21 protein-coding genes are annotated in these 23,330 nt (G+C 36.2%); 12 read left to right on the top strand and 9 right to left on the bottom strand.

Annotation, left to right across the window (positions count from 1 at the left end; translation table 11 throughout):
- Positions 1 to 485 precede the first annotated feature (485 nt).
- The 4 genes from VKJ25_RS05135 (at position 486) to VKJ25_RS05150 (ending at position 5,066) form a co-directional block, all read left to right on the top strand.
- Positions 486 to 1,472 (top strand): methyltransferase domain-containing protein, encoded by a 987-nt coding sequence (locus tag VKJ25_RS05135; RefSeq protein WP_324235549.1) that lies wholly within the window; start codon positions 486 to 488, stop codon positions 1,470 to 1,472.
- A 95-nt stretch (positions 1,473 to 1,567) separates the two neighbouring features.
- On the top strand, positions 1,568 to 2,701 hold the full coding sequence (locus VKJ25_RS05140) for a glycosyltransferase (RefSeq protein ID WP_324235550.1): 1,134 nt from the start codon (positions 1,568 to 1,570) through the stop codon (positions 2,699 to 2,701).
- A 589-nt stretch (positions 2,702 to 3,290) separates the two neighbouring features.
- Positions 3,291 to 3,944, top strand: coding sequence for a cupin domain-containing protein (locus VKJ25_RS05145; protein ID WP_324235551.1), 654 nt, complete (start codon positions 3,291 to 3,293; stop codon positions 3,942 to 3,944).
- Positions 3,945 to 4,262: 318 nt separating this feature from the next.
- Positions 4,263 to 5,066 carry a creatininase family protein gene (locus VKJ25_RS05150; RefSeq protein ID WP_324235578.1) on the top strand — a complete coding sequence of 268 codons (804 nt, stop codon included), beginning with the start codon at positions 4,263 to 4,265 and terminating at the stop codon, positions 5,064 to 5,066.
- A 463-nt stretch (positions 5,067 to 5,529) separates the two neighbouring features.
- Here the strand turns inward: VKJ25_RS05150 and ilvN are convergent, their stop codons facing one another.
- Positions 5,530 to 6,054 carry an acetolactate synthase small subunit gene (gene ilvN / locus VKJ25_RS05155; RefSeq protein ID WP_324235552.1) on the bottom strand — a complete coding sequence of 175 codons (525 nt, stop codon included), beginning with the start codon at positions 6,052 to 6,054 and terminating at the stop codon, positions 5,530 to 5,532.
- Positions 6,055 to 6,537: 483 nt separating this feature from the next.
- On the opposite strand from ilvN, the gene VKJ25_RS05160 reads away from it, so the two are divergent.
- The 3 genes from VKJ25_RS05160 to VKJ25_RS05170 all read left to right on the top strand — a co-directional run bounded on the left by VKJ25_RS05160 (position 6,538) and on the right by VKJ25_RS05170 (position 8,305).
- Positions 6,538 to 6,630, top strand: a complete 93-nt coding sequence (locus VKJ25_RS05160) for a S4 domain-containing protein (protein ID WP_324235553.1) — start codon at positions 6,538 to 6,540, stop codon at positions 6,628 to 6,630.
- 441 nt (positions 6,631 to 7,071) lie between these two features.
- The gene (locus VKJ25_RS05165) at positions 7,072 to 8,016 is read left to right on the top strand and encodes an RluA family pseudouridine synthase (protein WP_324235554.1); all 945 of its coding nucleotides are present in this window, start codon (positions 7,072 to 7,074) and stop codon (positions 8,014 to 8,016) included.
- A gap of 142 nt (positions 8,017 to 8,158) precedes the next feature.
- Positions 8,159 to 8,305, top strand: coding sequence for a hypothetical protein (locus VKJ25_RS05170; protein ID WP_324235555.1), 147 nt, complete (start codon positions 8,159 to 8,161; stop codon positions 8,303 to 8,305).
- Positions 8,306 to 8,403: 98 nt separating this feature from the next.
- Here VKJ25_RS05170 and VKJ25_RS05175 read toward each other — a convergent pair whose 3' ends face one another.
- The 5 genes from VKJ25_RS05175 to bioD all read right to left on the bottom strand — a co-directional run bounded on the left by VKJ25_RS05175 (position 8,404) and on the right by bioD (position 15,335).
- A complete protein-coding gene (locus tag VKJ25_RS05175) occupies positions 8,404 to 8,991 on the bottom strand; it encodes a class I SAM-dependent DNA methyltransferase (protein WP_324235556.1) in 588 nt (195 codons plus the stop codon).
- Between the two features lie 473 nt (positions 8,992 to 9,464).
- Entirely contained in the window at positions 9,465 to 10,400 is a 936-nt protein-coding gene (locus VKJ25_RS05180) for a phosphoribulokinase (RefSeq protein ID WP_324235557.1), read from the bottom strand.
- A gap of 541 nt (positions 10,401 to 10,941) precedes the next feature.
- Positions 10,942 to 11,592, bottom strand: a complete 651-nt coding sequence (locus VKJ25_RS05185) for an SH3 domain-containing protein (protein ID WP_324235558.1) — start codon at positions 11,590 to 11,592, stop codon at positions 10,942 to 10,944.
- Between the two features lie 527 nt (positions 11,593 to 12,119).
- Positions 12,120 to 13,331: a M20 metallopeptidase family protein gene (locus tag VKJ25_RS05190; protein ID WP_324235559.1), complete on the bottom strand. Its 1,212-nt coding sequence runs from the start codon at positions 13,329 to 13,331 to the stop codon at positions 12,120 to 12,122.
- Between the two features lie 1,308 nt (positions 13,332 to 14,639).
- Positions 14,640 to 15,335, bottom strand: a complete 696-nt coding sequence (bioD, locus tag VKJ25_RS05195; RefSeq protein ID WP_324235560.1) for a dethiobiotin synthase — start codon at positions 15,333 to 15,335, stop codon at positions 14,640 to 14,642.
- Positions 15,336 to 16,185: 850 nt separating this feature from the next.
- Between bioD and VKJ25_RS05200 the strand changes: the two genes are divergently transcribed.
- Both VKJ25_RS05200 and VKJ25_RS05205 read left to right on the top strand, forming a co-directional pair.
- Positions 16,186 to 17,238, top strand: a complete 1,053-nt coding sequence (locus tag VKJ25_RS05200) for a ParM/StbA family protein (RefSeq protein ID WP_324235561.1) — start codon at positions 16,186 to 16,188, stop codon at positions 17,236 to 17,238.
- Entirely contained in the window at positions 17,235 to 17,474 is a 240-nt protein-coding gene (locus VKJ25_RS05205; protein WP_324235562.1) for a hypothetical protein, read from the top strand. Before VKJ25_RS05200 ends, VKJ25_RS05205 begins: the two co-directional genes overlap by 4 nt.
- A 269-nt stretch (positions 17,475 to 17,743) precedes the next feature.
- On the opposite strand, the gene VKJ25_RS05210 is transcribed toward VKJ25_RS05205, so the two are convergent.
- Positions 17,744 to 17,872: a photosystem II protein Y gene (locus VKJ25_RS05210; protein WP_324235563.1), complete on the bottom strand. Its 129-nt coding sequence runs from the start codon at positions 17,870 to 17,872 to the stop codon at positions 17,744 to 17,746.
- A gap of 385 nt (positions 17,873 to 18,257) precedes the next feature.
- Positions 18,258 to 18,797 carry a gamma carbonic anhydrase family protein gene (locus VKJ25_RS05215; protein WP_324235564.1) on the bottom strand — a complete coding sequence of 180 codons (540 nt, stop codon included), beginning with the start codon at positions 18,795 to 18,797 and terminating at the stop codon, positions 18,258 to 18,260.
- Between the two features lie 193 nt (positions 18,798 to 18,990).
- Here VKJ25_RS05215 and VKJ25_RS05220 point away from each other — a divergent pair, with 193 nt between their 5' ends.
- The 3 genes from VKJ25_RS05220 (at position 18,991) to VKJ25_RS05230 (ending at position 21,378) form a co-directional block, all read left to right on the top strand.
- Complete coding sequence (locus VKJ25_RS05220; RefSeq protein WP_324235565.1) at positions 18,991 to 19,500, top strand: TIGR02652 family protein; 510 nt, start codon at positions 18,991 to 18,993, stop codon at positions 19,498 to 19,500.
- Between the two features lie 710 nt (positions 19,501 to 20,210).
- Complete coding sequence (locus VKJ25_RS05225; protein ID WP_324235566.1) at positions 20,211 to 20,648, top strand: VOC family protein; 438 nt, start codon at positions 20,211 to 20,213, stop codon at positions 20,646 to 20,648.
- Between the two features lie 427 nt (positions 20,649 to 21,075).
- A complete protein-coding gene (locus tag VKJ25_RS05230; protein WP_324235567.1) occupies positions 21,076 to 21,378 on the top strand; it encodes a PepSY domain-containing protein in 303 nt (100 codons plus the stop codon).
- 740 nt (positions 21,379 to 22,118) lie between these two features.
- Here VKJ25_RS05230 and VKJ25_RS05235 read toward each other — a convergent pair.
- Positions 22,119 to 22,832, bottom strand: coding sequence for a PHP domain-containing protein (locus tag VKJ25_RS05235; RefSeq protein ID WP_324235568.1), 714 nt, complete (start codon positions 22,830 to 22,832; stop codon positions 22,119 to 22,121).
- Positions 22,833 to 23,330: the final 498 nt, after the last annotated feature.

Consider the following 23,330-nt stretch of genomic DNA (forward strand, 5'->3'; position numbering starts at 1 on the left):
CCCAACCGCTTAGACGACGAACAATATATTGTGCGATTAATTGGTCAAATAATTACAGTTAGTTTAGAAACAGTAGATATAGTCAATAACTTACCGTCGCTAAAGGAGTAGGGGAGCGGGGGAGTAGAGGAGTGGGGGAGCAGGGGAGTAGTGGACCGACATAGCTCAAACTGTGCATTAGGGAGTAGTAATTAGTCGTGGACTGTTTCATCTAAAATGGTGCATGGGGTAGGGGCGGGTTTATGCAGAAATTTTTATACTACTCTAGGATTTATACAAACCCGCCCCTGAGACAGCTTATATCACTGGGGGCGGGTTTATCTGGGTTACTTGGAAAACTCGTTAACTCACTTATGAAACCCGCCCCTACGGTGTCTTCCTAATGCACATTTTTAGATGAAACAATGCACTACTGGATTGTTTCTAACTTCAACAATACTGCTATAATACCAATAAACTTTTAAATAAATACCAAAATTTCTTTAATGTACCTATATTACACCCTTGGACTTATACTTTTATTATCAGTAATAGGCATTGTAGTCTACCTAAAAAACCCTCGCAGTTATGAATCATCAGAAACCGTAGCCAACTCCTACGATGAATGGACAGAAGACGGCATCCTCGAATTTTACTGGGGCGAACACATTCATTTAGGTCATTATGGCTCCCCCCCACAAAGGAAAGATTTCTTGACTGCAAAATATGACTTTGTACATGAAATGGTTAAATGGGGTGGTCTCGATAAACTACCCCGTGGTACTACCGTTATAGATGTAGGTTGTGGAATAGGTGGTAGCAGCCGTATTTTAGCCAAAGACTATGGATTTAATGTTACCGGTATTACTATTAGTCCCGGACAAGTAAAACGGGCACAAGAGCTAACCCCAGAGGGAGTTGACGCGAAATTTAAAGTAGATGATGCCTTAGCACTCTCTTTCCCAGATAATAGTTTTGATGTAGTTTGGTCTATTGAAGCCGGACCTCATATGCCAGATAAAGCCAAATATGCTCAAGAAATGATACGGGTATTAAAGCCTGGTGGAATATTGATTGTAGCTGACTGGAATCAGCGAGACGATCGCCAAAAACCACTTAATTTTTGGGAAAAACCTGTAATGCGTCAATTATTAGAGCAGTGGTCTCATCCGGCTTTTTCTAGTATCGAAGGCTTTTCAGAACTAATAGCAGAAACTGGGTTAGTAGAAGGGGAGGTAACAACAGCAGATTGGACCCAGGAAACTCTTTCTTCTTGGTTTGATTCTATTTGGCAAGGTGTGATTAGACCTCAAGGGATGATGCGCTCTGGTTTATCAGGGGTAATTAAATCTTTACGAGAAGTACCTACTATTTTATTGATGCGTCTGGCGTTTGGAAGTGGTCTTTGTCGCTTTGGAATGTTCCGTGCAGTGAAAACTAATTCTGTTTTAATATCGGTAGATAATATGGAAAATGAGGTAGTTAAAGTGTAATTTAATATCAACATTGTAGAGACGTTCCATGGAACTTCCCTACGATATTTTGGTTATCAAAAGTTGTTCTATTTTTTAATATTTAAAAGTCTATTGTGGAAAGAAAATATGCTCTAGTTCACGAATGGTTAACTCCTAAAGCAACTGGTGGTTCAGAATTAGTTGTTAAGGAAATTCTCAAATATATTAATGCTGATTTATATGCTCTAATTGATTTTGAATCAAGCAATCCAGAAAGTTATCTTTATCAACGAAAAATCGGCAAAACTTTTTTACAAAATTTACCTTTTGCTCGTAACGGAGTACAAAAATATTTACCTTTATTACCTATAGCAATCGAACAATTTGATTTACGAGAATATGATGTTATTCTCTCTTCTTCTCATGCAGTTGCTAAAGGTATTTTGACTACACCTTATCAACTCCATATTTGTTATTGTCATACTCCCATGCGTTATGCTTGGGATTTAACTTTTGATTATCTAAATAGTAGTAAAGTTGGTAAAGGTTTACCTGGAATTTTAACTCGATATCTTTTACATCGACTCCGAGAATGGGATGTAATTTCTGCTAATCGAGTAGACTATTTTATTGCTAATTCTCAACATACTGCCCGCAGAATTTGGCGTTGTTATCGACGCAAAGCAGAGGTTATTTATCCGCCAGTAGATGTGGAAAAATTTCCTTTTAAATCTCAGAAACAAGATTTTTATGTGACGGTTTGTAGATTAGTTAGTTATAAAAAAATATCTTTAATTGTCAAAGTTTTTAATCAGTTAGGAAGAGAATTAATAGTTATTGGCAGTGGCAAAGAATTAAAAAAATTACGTCAACTTGCTAAGTCTAATGTGAAAATTATGGGTTGGCAATCTGAAGAAGTAGTAACTAAATATATGTCAGAAGCAAAAGGATTTATTTATGCTGCTTGTGAAGATTTTGGCATGGCTTTAGTAGAAGCACAAGCTTGTGGAACTCCTGTTATTGCTTATGGTGTTGGTGGCGCAACTGAAACAGTTTTAGATATGAGAAAATATCCTGATTCGGCAACGGGTTTATTGTTTGCTGAACAAACAGAAAAAGCATTAATAGAGGCAGTGGAAAAATTTGAAAATTCTCAGAAATATTTTCAGCCAGAAATTATCAGAAAGCACGCCGATAAATTTTCTCAAACAGTTTTTCAAAAGCATTATTTAAGTTTTGTAGAAAAATGTTATGAGGCAAGAAAATAATTAATAATTAATAAGGGATAATGGATCATGAATAATTAATAACTGAACAGTGTAAAGTTCTAGGAATAAATATTGCTAGCTAAGGCTTTCAGCTCTCTAATTAATAATTAATAATTAATAACTGAACAGTGCAAAGTTCTAGGAATAAATATTGCTAGCTAAGGCTTTCAGCTATCTAAAGGTTGGAAACTTTTGATTTATGAATGTAGATACTGTAAGCACTTTCCAGTAATTCTTTCAGCCTGAAAAGCAAATCATCTTTTAGGAGAACTTTGTACTCTCCTATTAATAATTAATAATCAATCTTCAAAGGTTGAAAACTTCTCCTAATTAAACTTAGTTTTCCCTAAAATACAGCGGATACCAGTTTGATTAGGTACATCTACGCGAACAGGATGCACGGTTCCCGAAAAATCGCACTGGCAAGATTTAACTATTAATACCTGTACTTCAGATACTTGGAATTTGCTGTATTTATTGTACAGTGAAAATGTTCATAGATGTCAAGACAACTGTGGGTTAAAACCCGCCGATTCATTTTCCTCCAGCTTTTAAAACAAGCTGGTTTCACACTTACCAAAAATTTAAAATGAAACTAAATACTGATTTACAAAAGCGTGTTGTTGTCTTTACAGAAAACTTGCCTTGGATAGATTCACCAATGGGAGGAGTGCAACGACGAATGTTAGAACGAGATGGAGATGAAGTTGCCCGTGCCACCTCTATTGTTCGTTACGCTCCTAATAGTTATTTCTCAACTCATACCCATGGTGGAGGAGAAGAATTTTTGGTACTTGATGGTATCTTTTCTGATGAGCAAGGAGACTACGAACCTGGAACCTATATCCGCAACCCAGTTAACTCTCGTCACACTCCCCATAGTAAAAATGGTTGTACTATTCTGGTGAAACTCTGGCAAATGAATCCACAGGATCAACAACGGATTCTCATTTCTACTACTCAAGCAAAGTGGTTGCTTGGTAAAGTTCCTGGGTTGCAAGTAATGCCGTTACATAAATATCAGACTGAAGAAGTTGCTCTGATGAAATTAGCAACAGGCACGACTCTCCCCAGTAATGAGCATGGAGGGGGTGAAGAAATTTTTGTCCTTGAAGGTGTATTGAAAGATGAAGAAGGAATTTATCCCAAAGGCACATGGTTACGGAATCCACCAGGATATATTAATACTCTATCTAGCCATGAAAATTGTTTAATTTACCGAAAAATAGGACACTTGATATAGAATCCATTTGGTATCTTTGCAAAAGTGAAGATTTTTGACAAAGGAGATAGGAGTCAGGAGTCAGGAGTGAAAGAAACAGTTGGAGGGAAAAAGGTAGAAAAATCTCCCTATCCCCCCCATCTCCCCATCCCCTATCTCCCCACCAAATTTTATATAGCAACAGACAAGGCGATTAGGACATGGACTGATGATGAATCAAAGACCACGGAAAGACTTTTCCACCTGTTCCCTGTTCCCTGCTATAGTTCCCTGCTATAGTTCCCTGCTATAGTTCCCAAATGACTTCTATAGAATACAGCATCTTACTATTTATTTATGATCCACAATTTTATTCCACCAAACAGATTTTTTTCCTATCTTACCTGGCAAGATATTGAGACAATGCCAGATCAAGAAAATGTAGTAATTATTCAACCAGTAGGTTCCATTGAACAACATGGACCCCATTTACCCTTAATTGTGGATTCAGCGATCGCTACTTATGTAACTGGCAAAGCATTAGCTAAACTAGAACCCCATATTCCTGCCTATGCTTTGCCCACCCAATATTACGGCAAGTCTAACGAACATTGGCATTTTCCAGGCACGATTACCCTCACTGCCCAAACTTTAATGGCTGTTTTAACAGAAATAGGAGAAAGTATCTATCGTTCTGGGTTCCGGAAATTAGTATTTTTAAACGCTCATGGTGGGCAACCTCAAGTTATTGAGATAGTAGCACGAGACTTGCACCAAAAATATGCAGATTTTTTACTATTTCCTCTCTTAGCTTGGCGCGTACCTAATCCTAGTGCAGAATTATTGACACCAAAGGAAATGGAGTTAGGGATTCATGCTGGAGATGCGGAAACCAGTATGATGTTGTCTATGTTACCAGATGTGGTGAAAATGGATAAGGCCGTGTGCGAATATCCTCCAGGTTTGCCAGAAGAGAGTATGTTGAGTATGGAGGGAAATTTACCTTTTGCTTGGTTAACGCGAGAGTTGACTCGTAGTGGTGTATTGGGTGATGCCACAGTGGCAACTAGGGAAAAAGGCGAGCAAATACTTGAAGCTTTTACCGATGGTTGGGTTGAGGTGATTCAGGATATTTATGAGTTTCGGCAACCGAGAGCTAATTAGGGTTTGCTCAAAAAATCAGAGGGTGGGGAATGTGGGAAGTATGGGGAGGGTTGGAGGAAAAATTATTCTTTGATTTTTATATCTATATCATAGTGAGCCAGAAATGCTAAGTTTGGGAACCGGAACCACCTAAAATCTCGTTTTCATACTGAAATATAACCTTTATCTGTAAAGACTTTTAGGTTTATCATCATTAAAGGAATCAGGACTTACGCAGCGACCCTAGATATAGTGCTTAAAACTATGGCGCAATAGTTTTCCAACTCTATATCTAGTACAAGTACATTTGCGTAAGTCCTAAAAATTAGATTAGAAGTATAGCAAAGTGCGCTATAGAAGCCATTTGGTATTTTTGTAGGGACGTTTTCCGCGGTTGAGCGGACATGAAACGCATTTTTGTGATGCAACGTCCCTACTACCCCACTCCCTACTCCCTACTCCCTACTCCCTACTGCCTAAAAAATTACAATGTAGCTTCCAAAGCTTGAAGTTTGAGGAACTCTGTATTAACACCAGACTCCCGGGTTAAAGCTATTTTTCCTGTTCTCGCAATTTCACGGATACCATACTTAGCAAGCATTTGCACAATAGCTACCATTTTTCCTGGATCTCCTACTACTTCAATAGTTAGTGAATCTTCTCCCACGTCTACTACCCGCGCCCGAAATATAGTTACTATCTCAATCACTTCTGACCGCATAGCTGTGGTAGCATTAATCTTGAGCAACATTAATTCTCGTTCTACACTAGGAATAGCTGTAATATCGTCTACTTTCAAGACATTAATCAACTTGTACAGTTGTTTGGTCAACTGTTCGATAATCTGATCGTCTCCAGGTACCACCATTGTAATTCGAGAAACACCAGTGTCCTCTGCTGGGCCAACTGCTAGACTCTCGATATTAAAACCACGACGGGCAAATAAACCAGCAATGCGGGTCAAAACTCCCGCTTCGTCTTCAACTAAAACAGAAAGTGTATGTTTCATTCTCTCAATTAAGTAATAATGTATTTGATATTTACAGGACTTACGGAAATCTACTATATATAGAGTTCAAAAACGATGGCGCCATAGTTTGAAACACTATATCTAGGGTCATTGCGTAAGTCCTGTGATATTCTGTAGACTTCTTGCAGAATCAAGTCAAAAGTCAAAAGTCAAAAGTCATAAAAGCTGATGATTTCTTTATTCTAATTTATTAGGACTTACGCAAATCTACTATATATAGAGTTCAAAAACGATGGCGCCATAGTTTTTAACGCTACATATATGGTCTGGTGCGTAAATCCTATTATTTAACTTTTGGTTTGGCAAAAGGTCTGGTTATCTTATAGTAGAATGTAGATTGGATAAGCTGGTAAGTCTACAAACAATTTTTATAAATATATGAGTGATGAAAGTTCAATTATTTTAGAAGTGAATAGTGAGGATGAAATAAGTCAACGTTTGGATATTTAGTTCTCTCAACAAATGCCTGATCTATCGCGATCGCATATCCAAAAGTTAATCTCCCAAGGCAATGTGAAAGTAAATGAGGATATCTGTACTTCCAAAAAGCAATAGTACAAAAAGGCGATAAAATTATTCTCACTATTCCGCCACCAACACCTTTAGAAATAGAAGCTAATGATATTCTCTATATGAAGTCAAAATTCATGTCTTCAAAATTCCCAAGTCAGAAAAACTGAGAATTTATCTATTCTAATTTCTGAAACTTTGAGTTTAGCAAAAAGTATAATTATCTTCTAGTAAAATTCATGTCTTCAAAATTATCAAGTCAGAAAAACTGAGAATTTCTGTATTCTAATTTCTGAAACTTTGAGCTTGGCAAAAAGTCTAATTATCTTCTAGTAGAATTATCAAGTCAAAATTATCAAGTCAGAAAAACTGAGAATTTCTGTATTCTAATTTCTGAAACTTTGGGTTTAGCAAAAAGTTTAATTATCTTCTAGTAGAATGTAGATTGGATAAACTGGTAAGTCTACAAACAATTTTTATAATCTTATGAGTGATGAAAGTTCAATTATTTTAGAAGTAAATAGCGAGAATCAAATAAGCCAACGTTTGGATATTTGGATCTCTCAACAAATACCCGAGCTATCGCGATCCCATATCCAAAAATTAATCTCTCAAAGCAATGTAAAAGTAAATGAGAATATCTGTACTTCCAAAAAAGCAACAGTACAAAAAGGCGATAAAATTATTCTCACTATTCCGCCACCAAAACCTTTAGAAATAGAAGCTAATGATATTCCTTTAAATATTCTCTATGAAGATAATGATCTATTAATTATCAACAAACCAGCAGGTTTAGTTGTACATCCAGCACCCGGACATTCAGAAGGTACTTTGGTAAATGCACTTTTAGCTCATTGTGACTCCTTGGCCGGTATTGGGGGAGTACAACGACCAGGTATTGTACATCGGTTAGATAAGGATACCACTGGAGCTATCATGGTTGCCAAAACAGACCAAGCTTATCAACATTTGCAAAGTCAGTTACAAGCGAAAACCGCAAAACGAGAATATTTGGGAGTAGTTTATGGTAGTCCGAAAACGGATAGTGGTACAATAGATTTACCCATTGGTCGTCATCGGATCGACCGGAAAAAAATGGCAGTGACACCAGTGGAGAGAGGTGGAAAAGTTGCTGTTACTCATTGGCAAGTTAAGGAGCGTTTGGGAAATTTTTCCATGATGTTGTTTCGGTTGGAGACTGGACGAACTCATCAAATTCGGGTTCATAGTGCTAAAATAGGATATCCTATTGTGGGAGATACTGTTTATGGAAAAGGTCGTTCCGTAGGTGTAAACTTAACTGGTCAAGCTCTTCATGCTTGGCGACTAGAGTTACAACATCCCGTTTCTGGGGACTTGGTAGAAGCGATCGCTCCTTTGCCAGAAGATTTTTTGACTTTGGTAGAGGTGTTGCGTAGACGTTCTGGGTAATAGCACTTTTCATAAATAAGTAGAAATAGACCAAAAAAGTAGGGACGTATCGCTGCGCGACATAAAGCGCATTTTTGTTATACAACGTCCCTAGAGGTTATTATGGTTAATTAATGTGACTTGATATTAGGAGTAAAAAGTTATGGATCGTGGAAAAATTGTGGCTATTATTACTGGAGCTATTTCTATAGGTTTAGCGATCGCTTATTTAATTCTTGTGCAATTATTAGACTTGCGAGGAGCGGAAATGATACCTGCTCCAACTTCGATATTACCTTTGATTTTTTAAGGCAAAGATACTTTTTTTTAAGTAGTGATATTTTTATTGTTTCTTTCTCCTTTTGAGGAGTTAAACTAAAAATAATCACTACTTATTTATCATTAAATTTAATTTTTTTGTTCAATAAAAATCATTCGGGTTCGGATCGGAATACCTTGACTTGAAGAAACCCAACCTATAATAAAATAATCTTCAATAGCATTTTTAATTACTATTTTTGAATGGTCGTAAACTGGAACAATAAACTTTTTCATATATTCTTCTGTCATTTCATCAAGACTAATTAAAATAGCTTTACGGGCAATTCGATAAATATGTTTAATTGCTGTTTCAGCATCTTCAACAAAATGCAATGAACTTAAACAAAAAACCAAATCGTAGGATTGGGAATCAATTTCTGCCAAAGCAGTTTCTATTGGTTTATGAATAGTTTTATAACCTCTTTTAGCTGCATATTCCAACATATTAGCTGAAATATCAATACCTGTATATTCAAAATCTCCCTGTAATAATTCACTTAGTAGTCCAGTTCCACAAGCAATATCCAAAATACTACCTTCATTATCATTATTGTGTTGCTGGAAAATTTTCAATGCTTTACTGTGAAGATTTGCATTAGACTTGCTCTTAGCAACATCATCATATTTGATAGCGTAATTATCATAAAATTCTTCAGCAGAAATTTTGTTCGACATAGTTACTAATTCAAAATCAACCTAAATTTATACTTTAATAATATAACTCTCTTGCTAAATAAAATCTGACAAAAATACCATAACTAACCGAAAAATTGTGTATAAGTACCTGGACAGAATTAATTGTGCATTTTTGATGGCTATATCGTCATAAAGATATCAAAGGATCGACAATATTTAAGACATACAAATAATTTTGTCTACCTACTTAAAACCTCCCCTTTCAAGGAGATAAAAAAATAAACTTCAGTATTTCAAGCCTCTGGGAACAACTACGAGATACTGATAACTGATAAGTGAGTTGTAGGGGTTTGGTCTCCAAACCCAAGCAAATTTATAATCTCAATAATAGACATCTCCAAAAATGAAAATTAAAATCAATTATCTGACAGCAATCATCTATTCTTTCTCCCTACTCCCTACTCCCTACTCCCTACTCCCTACTCCCTCTTTTCTGAAGATGCCTAATCATTCTATTGATAAATTTTAGTTGCCTTAATCATGTGATAAGAAATCAGTAACTGAGTCAAAGCCAAAGGATAGCTCCGAAGCAGTTCTCCAGTCGTTCCAACTAACTTACCCAGGTCTGGATCTCCCTCAGTAGAACAGAAATTTTTCAAATTAGGCATTTCATTACAAAGAATCATTTCTAACTCATTTACCTGTTCCTTCGTAGCATGACTATCAACTTCCAAAACATCCACAGGTTTACCCATATCCCGGTCTAAACCCAAACGAACTGCTGGCTGAAAACTAGCACTACCTCGATCGATAATCTCCAGAAAATCTGGATGAGGAATAGTGGGTCTCAGTACCAAACGGACATGAAGTTGAGAAGTATGTGCGTCATCAGCAGAAGGATAGAAAGTAACAACCACATCCGCCCATTTCCGTTGGGGACGGATAAACGCCTCTGAGTCTGGTTCCCGTTTTTCCATCTCTTTCAGAACTTGTGCTTCACTGTAGCCACGTTTCATCGTATCCCGTTTTACTTTCCATTTTGCCCTTAGTTCTTCTGGAGGTGCTAAATAAACTTTCACATCATAACAGTCCCTGGCTGCCCTAGTCGAATAACCTAATAATCCCTCAACAATCACAAATTTTTTAGGGTCAATGTATTCTGGAGGGTCAAACATTCCGGTTGAATGATTATAGATAGGTTTGAGAATAGGTTGTCCGGTACGCAGCAAGGTCAAATGTTGCTGCATTATATCAAGATAGTTGCAGTCTGGGTGGAGGGCGGTAATACCTATTTCAGCTCGTTGTTTTCGATCATAGCGATGGTAATCATCTGTACAAATAATGGTGACATTCTCTGGCCCTAATACTTGAGCTATTCCTTTGGTTAAAGTAGTTTTACCAGCAGCACTGTCACCGACAATACCTAAGATTATTGGACGATTAGTCATAATTGTATTCTCCCTGTACCGGACAATGGCCTATTATAGTCTGGCCTAAAATTTTTAGTGATATTAGATTCTATGGTATGTTTATAGATAATTAATAATTAATAATTAATAATTAATAATTGCTAATAATGAGTGGATTTTGGGCAAGATAAGGTAGGAAATTAAGGGAAGATTATTCTATAGGCAGGATAGATAATTAATAATTAATAATTAATAATTAATAATTAATAATTAATAATTAATAATTGCTAATAATGAGTGGATTTTGCGGCAAGATAGGGTAGAAAATTAAGGGAAACAGGATTTACGCATGAAAGCTGCTGGTAGGGTGGGTTAGCGGTAGCGTAACGCACCGATACACTATATATATTACCTTTGCCCAAGTCCTGGGAAAATTATTCTATAGAATCCCTAAGTGTATCTTTTACATCTTCTAAAACTCCTAATTCCTCTTGATTCTTCACTACTCCCTACTCCCTACTCCCTACTCCCTACTCCCTACTCCCTACTTTCACAACAAGACTTCTTTAGCTAACCCTAATTAACATTGAATATAAGCCTTCCATACCCAACCTACTTCTTGAGGTTTAGCCATAGATTTAACATAAACCCACTTATCTTTAGACTCTTGTCCTGCTGGTGGTTGTGAAACTTGTAGTTGAGTACCTTTTTGAAAGCTATAGGGCATAGGTTGACTTTGAGCATTGGGAAAATCTTGAACTGCAATATAATCAGAACCAGACCAACCTTTAACTTGACACATTGTTCCTATAGGTATTCCACCTGTTGTACTGCCTGTATTGGTTTGTTGTGAAGCAGAGCGTGTATTACAATTTTGCAGATATAAAGTATACACCCAACCTTGAACATTATTTGGCCCAGTGACTTGTGTCCATTGTCCGTCATTAGACCTATTGATGACTGTTACAGGAGTACCATCATTGAAAGCAGCAATATTTTTACCACCACCAGGTCGATCTCGGAAATCTACATTTTGACGGTTATCTGCTGATGAAGACTGAAGTTGACAAACTTCTTGTTGTTGAGCAATTAATATCTCATTTGTACCGTTAATATGTGAAATTAATTGGTTTGCCTTAGCTATATTCGGCATTTGGCTTCCTAATAAAGATAGAGAAGCAATGGTTAATATTCTTAGATAATTTGGCTTTTGCTTAACGTTATTTTGCATAAATATTCTTTTGATAAGTTTTGCTACAAACTGTATAAGTCTATATTTCAGAGATTTTGATTTCTCTTAAGACTTGATTTATCTTAAAATACCTTTTTGAAAAAATTAGTATTACCGATAACAATATTGAGATTTTAATATTAAATTATCTCAATTACAAGAGAAGTTTAGTGATTTTAAAAAATCTTAATTTACCTTTTAAGAGCTTTAAATTTCAGGTCAAGAAGATCAGGAATATAAAGAGAAATACGATTTTTATTGTCAGCGTAAATTCGTATAAAAAATCAACCGGACTGTCATATAATTAAGCATTCAGCAGTCAGCTATTAGCTTTTGAGGCAAATCTATAATTTACGGCAATAAATATAAATAGTTTAAAAACATCAGATAAGTAGAAGTTAAAAGAGTTTTTGCCATTTATTTTTATTGTGCTTGAGCTAACTGCTGACAGCTAATAGCTGTTGGCGCAGCATGACCCAGGAAATGCTTACAAAATTAAAACCCTATATTCTCAAAATAAATTATCCCTAACTACAAAATTTTTCCACACAACGAATAAACATTTCTACTCCCATTCCCAAAGCTGTTTCATCAAAATCAAATCTAGGATGATGATGAGGATAAGCCAACTTTTTCTCAGCATTTGCTGAACCTAAAAAGAAATAACAACCAGGTATTTCTCGTAGAAAAAATGACATATCTTCACCTCCCATAGTTTGACATTCTGGTACAACACCAGCCGGAGTTTCTACTATTGATTCAGCCACACTTTTAACTAAATCTGCAACTTCTTGATTGTTAATTAATGGGGGATAAAGTGGAATATAATTAAACTCATAATTTGCTCCATAAGTTGCACAAACTCCCGAAATTATTTGCTCAATTTTTTGACTAAAATAATCTTGATAATCTAAACTAAAATAGCGGACTGTACCACTCAGTCTGGCAGTATCAGCAATCACATTAAATGCTCTACCTGCATTCAACTTCCCTATTGTAACAACTGCTGAATCTATAGGATTAATATTCCGAGCTACTATAGTTTGTAAAGCATTAACAATTTGCGCTGCTACCACAATAGAATCTACAGTTTGATGTGGCATTGCTCCATGCCCACCTTTGCCCAAAATTGTGCAACTAAATCTTTCGGTAGCTGCCATTAAAGCACCACTACGGACTCCTACTGTACCAAGGGGGAGATTATTCCACAAGTGCAAACCAATAATAGTATCTACATCAGGGTTTTTCAATACTCCTGCTTCAATCATCGGTTTAGCCCCTCCGGGACCTTCTTCGGCAGGTTGAAAAATAATTTTGACTATACCACTAAAATCTTGACGATGAGTAGCAAGATAGTGGGCAGTACCGAGAGCGATCGCTGTATGTCCATCATGGCCACAAGCGTGCATAATACCATCATGTATGGATTTATATGGAACCTCGTTTAATTCTTGCACTGGTAGTGCGTCTAAGTCTGCTCTGATACCAAGTACGGGACCTGGTTTACCACTGTTAATGGTGGCAACTATACCTGTGTTGGCAATTTCGGTTTGATGTTCGATGTTCCACTCTTGTAATTTTTGGGAAATAAATTGTGCTGTTAGATGTTCTTTGAAACCAAGTTCTGGTCTTTGGTGCAAATGTCGTCGCCACTCTACTAATAGTGGTTGCAGTTTTCTAATGTCTGAGCGTAGTTGAGATGCGATCACAGAATTTGAGGTTGGAATAGTTGAAACCATATTTTTTGATAATTTAGAATTTGGTAGTTTTGTATAATAATCAGGACTAAAGCTATGAAAGCTATTCTTAGTGGACTGTTTCACCTAAAATAATGCATGATTATTTGTCATTGCGAACGAATGTGTTTGCCTAGCATTCCCTAGGAAAGCAATCTCAGGCCAACTTCCTATTGCACCATTTGAAGATGAAACAATCGAGTAGTGGGTTAGCGCACAACGCACAACGCACCAAGACACTACATATACTGTCTTTGCGTAAGTCCTGATAATGCTATACAGAAAAAATGAATATCAGGTACGGGAGCCAGATGCTCTCACTATTATTGTAACCCAAATAATGAATGGCGATCGCCTTCCGAAAAAAAGACGGTATAGATAATCAGGAACATCAGGTACGGGAGCCAGATGCTCCCACTATTATCCTCACCCAAATAATGAGTGGCAAGCGCCTTCCGAAAAAAAGACGGTATAGACAATCTAGTCATCTTTAGATGACTTCAGGTATCAGCCAAGGATTTCAATCCTTGGCGAACTTGGCGAACTATATTTTTTCTATATCTTTTTCTGTTTCAGGTTGAATAATAATTTTGTAGTTCATTTTCTGTTTTTAATAGGACTTACGCATAAACGCTATTGGTAGGGTATGTTTCGCTACGCGACATGAAAAGCGCACAACCCACAACGCACCAATACTCTATATATATAGTGCCTCCTGTGTAAGTCCTGTTTAATTCTTTGTTTAACTTCCTCCCAGTTTGAACCTATTGTAGAGTTTTCCTCATACAATTCTAAGCGATAATCTAGTTCTTGTTTTTGTTCTTTTGTTTGTTAGCTCAATTTTATCTGGCATATCAGTAATACTATTCCAGATATTTTCTATTAATCCTAGTCTTTCTGAAATACTAAGTTGTAAGATTTGGTTTATTAGCTTAGTAGTCATAATAAAATTGCTTCAATAGACTGATAATGAATAATCAAAACTATCTTTAATTATCATACGACTTACCCATCGACGCTACTGGTAGGGTTTGTTTCGCTACGCGACATGAAAAGCGCACTTCGTAACCTACCAACACTCTATAGAACCCCTAAACGTATCTTTGCAAAAGTGAGAACTAGGAGACAGGAGTCAGGACTCAGGAGTCAGGAGTTAGGAGTCAGAAGTCAGGAGTTAGAGAAATAAAATAAGGAATAAAGTAGAAAAATGCCTCCATCTTCCCAAGCTCCCCAACCTCCCCATCTATAAAAAAATAGATCCGGTTAGGGGTTCTATATATATATAGAGCCTTTGCGTAAGTCCTGTATCAATTATCCTACTTTAGCTGGCAAGGGCATAAATTTCTCTAAATCTAAATTAGAAGCAACTTTAGCTAATTCACCCAAGTCAGTAATATCTGCTAAATGTGGTATAATTCCGCAAACTTGCACTTGGGTTAAAGATTCAATGAGGTCAACTGGAGTCCAGTCAACTATTTCTTCTTTTGAACAAGGTTTAACACAGTTGAGAATAATGCCTCGGAGATTAACTTTCATTTGACGTGCTAGAGCAACATTGGCTATCGTTTGAGCGATCGCTCCTAACTTAACTGGTACAACCAAAATTGTAGGTAAATGCCAATCTCTTGCTATGTCTGCCACTGTCAGTTCATGGGTTACAGGGGAACCCAGTCCTCCCAAACCTTCAACTAAGACAAAATCTTTTTGTTGTCGCAAAGTGGTAAAGGTTGACCATACATGACCTAATTCTATTAAACGACCTTCCCGTTCCGAAGCTACCGGAGGAGCAACAGGTGTTCTATACCACAAAGGATTGATTTCGTCAAGGGATTGATCGAGAGAAAATAGTTTAGTGTAGAGTTCGCGATCGCCAATACCAGTTTGAATAGGTTTAAATAAGGCTAATTTAAGGTCTTTGTGATAAGTTTGCCAGTAGGCAGCAAGAGCGATGGTTAATATAGTTTTGCCAGCATCAGTATCAGTTGCTGTAATTAAGAGTTCTTTCAAAGTGTTTATCCTAGAATTTAATTTGGGTCAGGACTTACGCAAAGGTACTATATACTATATATAGAGTCAAAAAACTATTGCGTATGGGGTTTTAAGCACTATATTTAGGTTCTTGTGTAAGTCCTGTTGGGTAAAAAAAGTATAGAAAACGGGTTTATATTAACATCTCCAGATTAGATTACAAAAATTCGACTTTTCTAATTATGCCTTCACGTTCCAATACTTCCCAAATCAGAATTAACCGGGTTTATGGGAGACAGATATCAGTAGACATCTCCGGAAAAGAGAGAATAGGGAACAGGGAATAGGGGGAGAAATTGATGACTTATAGATAATAATTGATTATATTTTTAATTTTTGGAGATGTTTAGTATAGTTGGCATTTCATATAGAACCCTTAATCATATCAAATCCGCTTAATTCGGTAGAAAAAAATGTTTTATCTTTAACCATTGCTATATCTTCCCATACTCCCCACACGAACCACACTCTTTTTACACCGATACTACCGGATTTGATATTATGCCCTAACCGGACATATTTTTTTATAGAACCCCTAACCGTATCTTTACAAAGAAAGGTGTGTTTTTTTGCAAAGATACAGTTAGGGGTTATATAGACCTGGTTTCTCTACTTTTTTATACCAATACTACCGGATTTGATATTACAACCTAAAGCAGATTTTTAAATGACCTTAAATGGCCAAAGAATAATGGCCTCACTATCTTGATCAGGCTATTTAAAAAAAAGTACATTGTAGATTGCAATTATGCAAAAGTTCGCCATAATATATATTTAGGTCTTTAAAAGACCTATTAAAAACTTATTGAGAATAATAACAATAAAAATTATGGTAACAACCACAATGGACAATCTTGTTAGCTCGTATAAGGAGGAATTAATATCAGACAGTATTTCTATTGGCATTGACAACGGCAACGGACGGATCAAATCCAAATCTAGTAAAGGTGTAGAGGTTCGGATTAAATCATTAATCCACTATTTAGATGATGAGCAAGAAATAACAGATGGCGGTCAAGAGTCCGTGTTTGTTGAATATGTAGTAGGTCCCCGCACTGACTTGTGTGGCAAAAGGTTCGTAGTAGGTCAACAAGCTTACCAGTTCGATCCGGTTGGAGTGCTATCAACTTCAGATGATAGAGAAGGTAAAAGCAAGTTTGCTTTAGAGCTAACCCTAGCTGCAATAGCAGCCAGTATCACAATGGATTATACGGATGTAGGGATCGTATCAAGTGTACATGATCTTGCAGTCTTGAATGATTTGAAGTCTAAAGTTAATGGAGAACATACAGTCAAGCTGAATAATCAAATCAGAAAAGTAAATCTTGACTTAAAAGCTGTGAAAACAGAAGGTGTGGGAGCTTATGCTAGCTTGTTGCAGACCAAAAAATGCAGCAAAGAATCCCAGACAGTTTTGCTCGACCTTGGTTATGGAACAGTCATAGTTTCTGTTTATTCCAACGGCGCTTTCAAACAAATATTGCGATTTCCAGATCTGGGTGTTAAGTCTCTATATCAACGCATTGCTAATAATTTAGATTTGCGCAAACAGCTAAAACGTAACGGCGATATGCAGCTTATTCAAAAAGCTGTAGAATGCGGTGATTTTGTCTATGGCAACAATAAGATTAGTGAATTTTCCATTGCTGAAATTTACAATCAGGAATTGAGAATATGGGTCAAAAACTCACTGGTAAAGGTATTAGGCAAGATTGATAGCTATTTAGATGGCGCTGAGTTTTTGTTTGCTATTGGTGGCGGTGCTAAACTACCAAAAATCTCTCCCTGGCTTGAAAAAAAAGGTTTTGAGACCATCGAAGATTCCGAGTTTATCAATGCTCGTGGGTTACTGGCGATCGCACAAAGAGAGGCTAAAAAATGAAAAAAAATTGGGCAAGTAGGAAAGTAGTGATCGCGCCTCGCCATATACCCAACTTGGAAAGGATTGCCCTAGAGAACCAGTTTGAAAGTCTCTCGGAGACCATAGATTGGGTATTGACTGACTGGCATCGGTGGGTTAACGGATACAACACTCCCAACTTCAATCACATTAGCAACCCAGTAGAAAATACTGCTCCTGTTGTTGAGGAGGATGATGATTTACTAGCGGATTTATAGATGAAAATTAACTTTCAATTATATTGATCTGCCAATCATATTTTCCAATGTACATCCACACATCAAATACTTGAACACAGAAAAACTTTTGTAGACGCTTATAGAACCGAACTTACTTGAGTATAAGATGAGAATGCAGTAGCTATTTCTGCAAGGTTGATAGTTTTCAGATCATGTCCGTTGAAAATAGTTTGGCAAGAAAATGCTGACTGTTTCTTTTAGTTAAATAACAGTCAGCACTTAGACAAAAAAATATATTGTACTTAATTTTAAGCTTCTTCTTTATTTAGGAAATTTTGCAGTTGTTGGAGAGCCATAACACCAATATTGAAAACAGCCCAACCAGCAGCAGCAATTATAGGAAATAGAACGATTAACAAGCGAAAGTCAAAATCCATTTTTTTTCTCCTCAAGATTTAAAAGCATTTTTCTGTATTTTATAATTTAGCGCAATTTTAATCTTATGTTAAGCTTTCTCATTAAAAAATTTTCACATCAAATCCACTTGCTTTTAAATTTTATGAGAAACCAGGTTTATAGGAAGTAGGTTTCTTATGGTCGGGCATTTAATATCAAACCCGGTAGCATCGGTATAATTCAAGCTCTGTAGGGGTTTGGTCTCCAAACCCTATACAAACACTGAAAATTATGTAATTATTGATACAGTATATTTTGGGAAAATGAGTTAATGGGGAAATATTGTAGTGCGGGCATCTTGCCCGCGATGGGTTTACCTCATCACAATAGGAAGCGTTATATTTATTCAAATCAAATTGAAATTTCTTAATTTTGGATTGAGTTAGTAAACCCAATATCAGTTCCTTTACCAGCATGAACTAAAGCTAACTTCTCATAATGTTCAGCGTGTTCCAGTAAATCAGCGACCTCTTGCTCCGAAAGCTCCCTAAGTTTTTTTGCTGGTACTCCGACTGCCAAACATGAAGGTGGTACATCCTTAGTTACAACAGACCCAGCTCCAATTATACTGCCTGCTCCCACCCGTACACCATTCAAAACTACAGCTCCAATACCAATTAAACAACCTCTTTCTATATAGGCCGAGTGAATAACTGCTCGATGTCCAACCGTTACATGATCTTCTAAAACAGTTACCAACCCTGGGTCTCCATGAAGGACTGCTCCATCTTGGATATTGGTATGGTCTCCAATAATAATTTTTTCTACATCCCCCCGGACTACAGCTCCATACCAAATACTGGCTCCTGTGCATACCTCTACTGTCCCCATAACTGTAGCGTTATCTGCAACAAAAGCAGCTTTAGATAAATCTGGGGGAGACCAAAAATCAGGCTGATTGGACATTATTTTCTTAATAAAAATTGATATTTGTCTAATTAGTTAGAATTTTATCATCATTAATTGCAGAAGTTAGAATCAAGGGCAAATGGCCATTTGCCCCTACATTTCCCAACTCTACTTGAAAGGCGTGAGAATCTCCTAACTACCCTGGTGTTTGCTATTACTGATAACTGATAACTGATAACTGATAACTGAAATGATTGACCCCGGTCTCCAATATCCAATTTTTGGTCCTGAGATTCAGTGTCCTCACTGTCGCGAGACCATTCCAGCTCTTACTTTAACAGATACTTATTTGTGTCCTCGTCATGGGGCGTTTGAAGCCGATCCAAATACTGGTGAGTTGTCTCATCTCTATTCTGGCCGTCACTGGCGCCTCTGGAATAATGAGTGGTATCGGCAACATACTCATCCCGATGGAATCAGGTTTGAAATCCATGAGGCTCTTGACCGACTTTATACTCAAGGATATCGAGCAACTCGTGTGATTATTGCTCAAAGATATCGGGAGTCGGTTAATGCTTATTTAGAAGGTAGTACCGGTAGGCGTGCTAATTCTGAATCTGATTTAGTAAAACTTTATGGTTTACCTGTAGAATTTAGTCCTGACCCGAAGGATGAACCTTGTTGGGAAGTCATTAATTTCCAATTAGAGAAAGAGGAAGGGGTAGTTGGGAGGTATCCCTATTTTCGATTGTTGGAGTAACTTTATTTGGAAATCTTACAGCGCTTCCCATTGTCGGTGAAGTACAAAAGTTTAGGTCTGAGGGAACACTTAACTGGGAACAGGAAATAGAAGGATCTAAAAATAACTGTATAGCGCTGCGCACAGGCAACAGGGAACAGGAAGAATGAATAGCTGATAATATAATACTTTTAGCTATTGGACATCTCCTGGAATTTGTAAATATTAAGTGCGCACATTGCTATATCTTATAATTTTGGAAAGTGCTTATGCAAAATTAATTACACCGTAAGCATTCAGCCGTCAGCCATCAGCTATCATCTATTTTTTTTGGTTTTATATAAAATCCGGTTGAATACTCGTTATATAGTTGTCGGAGATGGGGAGATGGGGAGATGGGGAGACGGGGAGACGGGGAGACGGGGAGATTGAAGTGTAGATAAAATTATGAACATATACACTTGTAACCGGATTCTATATTAGATGTAAATCTCATCTTTAAGACTATGTTTATAAACATTTCTCTTAATATAAAACTTTGTAATCGATAGCTTGAAAAACAGAGTCTTGTTGCTGATAGCTGATAGCTAATACCTAAATGCTTACATTACACATTACTATTAGATATCTCCAATTTTATCCAGAAATTATCAATTCTTTCTTCCTGTTCCCTGTTTCATCCCTGAACTAGAAAATTAATCTTAGAAGTAAAGTTTAAAATATTAAAATAAATGCACCATGTTTCGATTCGGACTGGTAATATTCATCGAGCGATCGCTTTCTATGAAAAGTTAGGTTTTATAGTTTGTCAACGCTTTACTACAGGGTATACTTTAGCCTGTTGGATGGAAGGATTAAATGGTATAATTGAACTAATTCAAATTCCTGAACCTAAACCTGCACCTGATGCTTTTGGGGATGAAAATTATGTTGGATATTATCATATATCATTTGATTTGACTGAAATTGTTGCAGATTTACCTAGTTGGTTAAATTCTTTAAAACAACAGTTTGATTTAGCGGTTATAGAACAATCAGAAGTTTTTCAACCATTAAAAATTTTGTTAGAACCTACCCAACAAATAATTGGAAATAATGTTTATGAAGTTACCTTTATTGCGGATAGTGATGGTTTACCTTTAGAGTTTATTAGGAAGTTAAATCCCTAAGTTTTTGTTGAAGGAAGGCAGAATTTAGAAGGGGAATAATGAGGTAAGAATATAATTGTTTTCATCTATCCTAATTCTATATCAACTAATAAATTTCTTCTGCACGACTACTTAAATATCTAATTTTTGGTATATTTTAGCTGAAAATAAAAAAACTGAAACTCTTACCTCGTCTCAGTTAAGTGTTCCCACCTTCTCTGTTCCCTGTTACCTAAAAGATGATACAATTTCTGATTAAAAATGCCTTAAAATATTACTGTGTAAATTTTTTTAATTTATTCAGCAAACTCTAATTAATTAGGACTTACCCATAGACCATAGATATAGCTTTCAAAACTATAGCGCTATAGTTCTTTAAATCTATATATAGTAACTTTGTGTAAGTCCTGTTAATCAAAAATTGACTGTTAAAGGATGTAAAATAGAGATGATTAAACAAAAATTTCGTCAATTTCATAAAATCGTCGCGCCAATAGTTTTTCTACCACTATTTGTGACTGTAATTACAGGAGTAGCTTATCGACTAGGTAGAAATTGGTTTGGATTATCTAGAGACCAAGCACATATTTTAATGGTAATCCATGAAGGTGAATATTTGGGCAATGAAATTAAACCTTTTTATGTATTATTAAATGGTATTGGTTTAGTTTGGATGTTAGTAACAGGTATTGTTATGAGTGGTGTATTTAGTAAAAAGAAACCTCAGCCAAATAAAGAACAATCATCGTAAGCATTTCCTGTGGAATGCGCTCCCATTCAGCTATCAGATCCATCAATTTCATAACTTAACCTTAGTAAATTATTGTCAATTTTATTTGTAACACAACCATCCTGGTTGTAACAACCAAGATGGTTGTGCCACCAAAGTTACTGAATAAAATTTTGTACCTCACGCGCGGGCGTGAAATTGCTGTACATGTTCCCAGTCCCGGTATCTTGCCCGCGCAGGTATACCCCCTATTCCCCCTCCTCAAAGCCTAAAATAGCGATCGCAAACTTATCGCCATTCTAAGTTTTGTAACAATTAAAATCGGATTGCAATAATTGCTTAATGATTACTTTATAAAGAAAGTCTAAGTTTAATTACAAAATATTAAAAAAATCCGCAAATTCTTAAAAACTTGTTATTGTAAAAAACATAAACATTAAAAAACTTTAAAAAAAACAATGAAAGTATCAAATTCTTCTTCTTCACATCTTGGTCAGTCAATATCCCTAGGAATTGTTTTAGTCCTTATGAGTGTTGGGATTATGCTCTTGACAATGCTAATGATTGCAAATAGCAATTAATTAGCTATCAACTTCCAGCCACTCTGGGTTAAAATTTTCTTAGAGTTTGATAATTCTGATTACTAAATACTAACCACCGACTACTTCTTCAAGCAAAATAATAGACCCCAAGCTACTGAGGTCTAGTTAATCCAATTTCAAGATAGTTTCAATATAGGGTGAGATAATAGCATCCCCACCCTATAAACGCACTAAAAGATTTTTACCATGAGTATCAGTACCGCAGGTATTGATTAAACCATAAATAGCACTAAGTCTTTTCACTTGTTCTGTTTGCTTTGGGCTAGGTTTCCATGGTTTAGTATGACTGTAAGCATAGTAAGTCTCCACCCCATCAATACCCAAATTTGCTGCTTCCTTAATTAAGTCAGTAGCGGAACGCCGATAACGACAGGGATGAGCGAGTACCGCTAAACCACTCGCTTTTTGAATAGCACTAATTACATTAGCAGCTTGATATTCTTGACCTTTAGTTGCTTTTCCTGTCAAATAAGGCTTTAAACCAAAGTTTTCTGGGTTAAAACCATATCCAAGAATATGTACCTCAACATTCAGTAAGTTAGCATTAATTTCTACTCCGCTCCACAGAGTAGGTGCTAAATGTTCTTGATCTGGATTGATAGATTTCCAGTTTTCTAACCAAGTTTTAGCTTTTTTATAACCACCAATATTATGATGGTCGGTAATGGCCAAACCTTTGAGGCCGATCGCAAGTGCTTGCTGTATTAAAGTCTCAGGTGTTAACTGTCCATCAGAATAGATTGTATGTAGATGAAAGTTATAAGAGTTTGGGCAAGTATCAGCATCAACAGTTTCAAAGATTTGCTTAATTTGAGAGTAATTATTAACTACTCTTTTTTCGGTTAAATCACGAGCCGGAGTTATGATAGACATATATCTTCATAAATTGTTACTCTCTCCAATATATCTAAAAATTTACCTGATAGGGTGGAAGTTAGTCCTAGTTAACTAAATAGATATCGCCAGAAAAGAGGAAGTAGGGACATTTGGATGCAACGTTCTTGAATAATTAATAATTAATAATTACCTATTCTTATAAAGAAGAGGACTAGCGAAAAGGAACTTTTTTTCTTTTTTTTCCATGAATGGAGAGGCTTTATACCTTAATTTTTTGGTAAAAAGTAGGGAGCAGAGAGTAGGAGAAAAAAATTGATACTTTCTGTGCAATAATTGATTTTATTTTTTATTCACTACTTACGCAAAGCAACCAAGAAACCGGGTTTCTACATAAGTCCTACTATTGTTCGAAAAGAGAGAGTAGAGAGTAAGGAGAAAAAATTAATCGTTTCTGTACCAGAATAAATTCTTTTTGTAAAAATTTTCTATGAAAGAAATTTAAAATATTGATAATTATAGTAGCGATTTATCTGT

Origin of the sequence: Okeania sp. (genome assembly GCF_035285525.1) — a bacterium.
GTDB lineage: Bacteria > Cyanobacteriota > Cyanobacteriia > Cyanobacteriales > Microcoleaceae > Trichodesmium.

What these genes read in the sequence shown, in the direction of transcription:
- VKJ25_RS05135 (WP_324235549.1), top strand. Translation starts at nt 486, where the DNA reads ATGTACCTATATTACACCCTTGGACTTATACTTTTATTATCAGTAATA.
- VKJ25_RS05145 (WP_324235551.1), top strand. Translation starts at nt 3,291, where the DNA reads ATGAAACTAAATACTGATTTACAAAAGCGTGTTGTTGTCTTTACAGAA.
- ilvN (WP_324235552.1), bottom strand. Translation starts at nt 6,054, where the DNA reads ATGAAACATACACTTTCTGTTTTAGTTGAAGACGAAGCGGGAGTTTTG.
- VKJ25_RS05160 (WP_324235553.1), top strand. Translation starts at nt 6,538, where the DNA reads ATGCCTGATCTATCGCGATCGCATATCCAAAAGTTAATCTCCCAAGGC.
- VKJ25_RS05165 (WP_324235554.1), top strand. Translation starts at nt 7,072, where the DNA reads ATGAGTGATGAAAGTTCAATTATTTTAGAAGTAAATAGCGAGAATCAA.
- VKJ25_RS05170 (WP_324235555.1), top strand. Translation starts at nt 8,159, where the DNA reads ATGGATCGTGGAAAAATTGTGGCTATTATTACTGGAGCTATTTCTATA.
- VKJ25_RS05175 (WP_324235556.1), bottom strand. Translation starts at nt 8,991, where the DNA reads ATGTCGAACAAAATTTCTGCTGAAGAATTTTATGATAATTACGCTATC.
- VKJ25_RS05180 (WP_324235557.1), bottom strand. Translation starts at nt 10,400, where the DNA reads ATGACTAATCGTCCAATAATCTTAGGTATTGTCGGTGACAGTGCTGCT.
- VKJ25_RS05185 (WP_324235558.1), bottom strand. Translation starts at nt 11,592, where the DNA reads ATGCAAAATAACGTTAAGCAAAAGCCAAATTATCTAAGAATATTAACC.
- VKJ25_RS05190 (WP_324235559.1), bottom strand. Translation starts at nt 13,331, where the DNA reads ATGGTTTCAACTATTCCAACCTCAAATTCTGTGATCGCATCTCAACTA.
- VKJ25_RS05200 (WP_324235561.1), top strand. Translation starts at nt 16,186, where the DNA reads ATGGTAACAACCACAATGGACAATCTTGTTAGCTCGTATAAGGAGGAA.
- VKJ25_RS05205 (WP_324235562.1), top strand. Translation starts at nt 17,235, where the DNA reads ATGAAAAAAAATTGGGCAAGTAGGAAAGTAGTGATCGCGCCTCGCCAT.
- VKJ25_RS05210 (WP_324235563.1), bottom strand. Translation starts at nt 17,872, where the DNA reads ATGGATTTTGACTTTCGCTTGTTAATCGTTCTATTTCCTATAATTGCT.
- VKJ25_RS05215 (WP_324235564.1), bottom strand. Translation starts at nt 18,797, where the DNA reads ATGTCCAATCAGCCTGATTTTTGGTCTCCCCCAGATTTATCTAAAGCT.
- VKJ25_RS05220 (WP_324235565.1), top strand. Translation starts at nt 18,991, where the DNA reads ATGATTGACCCCGGTCTCCAATATCCAATTTTTGGTCCTGAGATTCAG.
- VKJ25_RS05225 (WP_324235566.1), top strand. Translation starts at nt 20,211, where the DNA reads ATGCACCATGTTTCGATTCGGACTGGTAATATTCATCGAGCGATCGCT.
- VKJ25_RS05230 (WP_324235567.1), top strand. Translation starts at nt 21,076, where the DNA reads ATGATTAAACAAAAATTTCGTCAATTTCATAAAATCGTCGCGCCAATA.
- VKJ25_RS05235 (WP_324235568.1), bottom strand. Translation starts at nt 22,832, where the DNA reads ATGTCTATCATAACTCCGGCTCGTGATTTAACCGAAAAAAGAGTAGTT.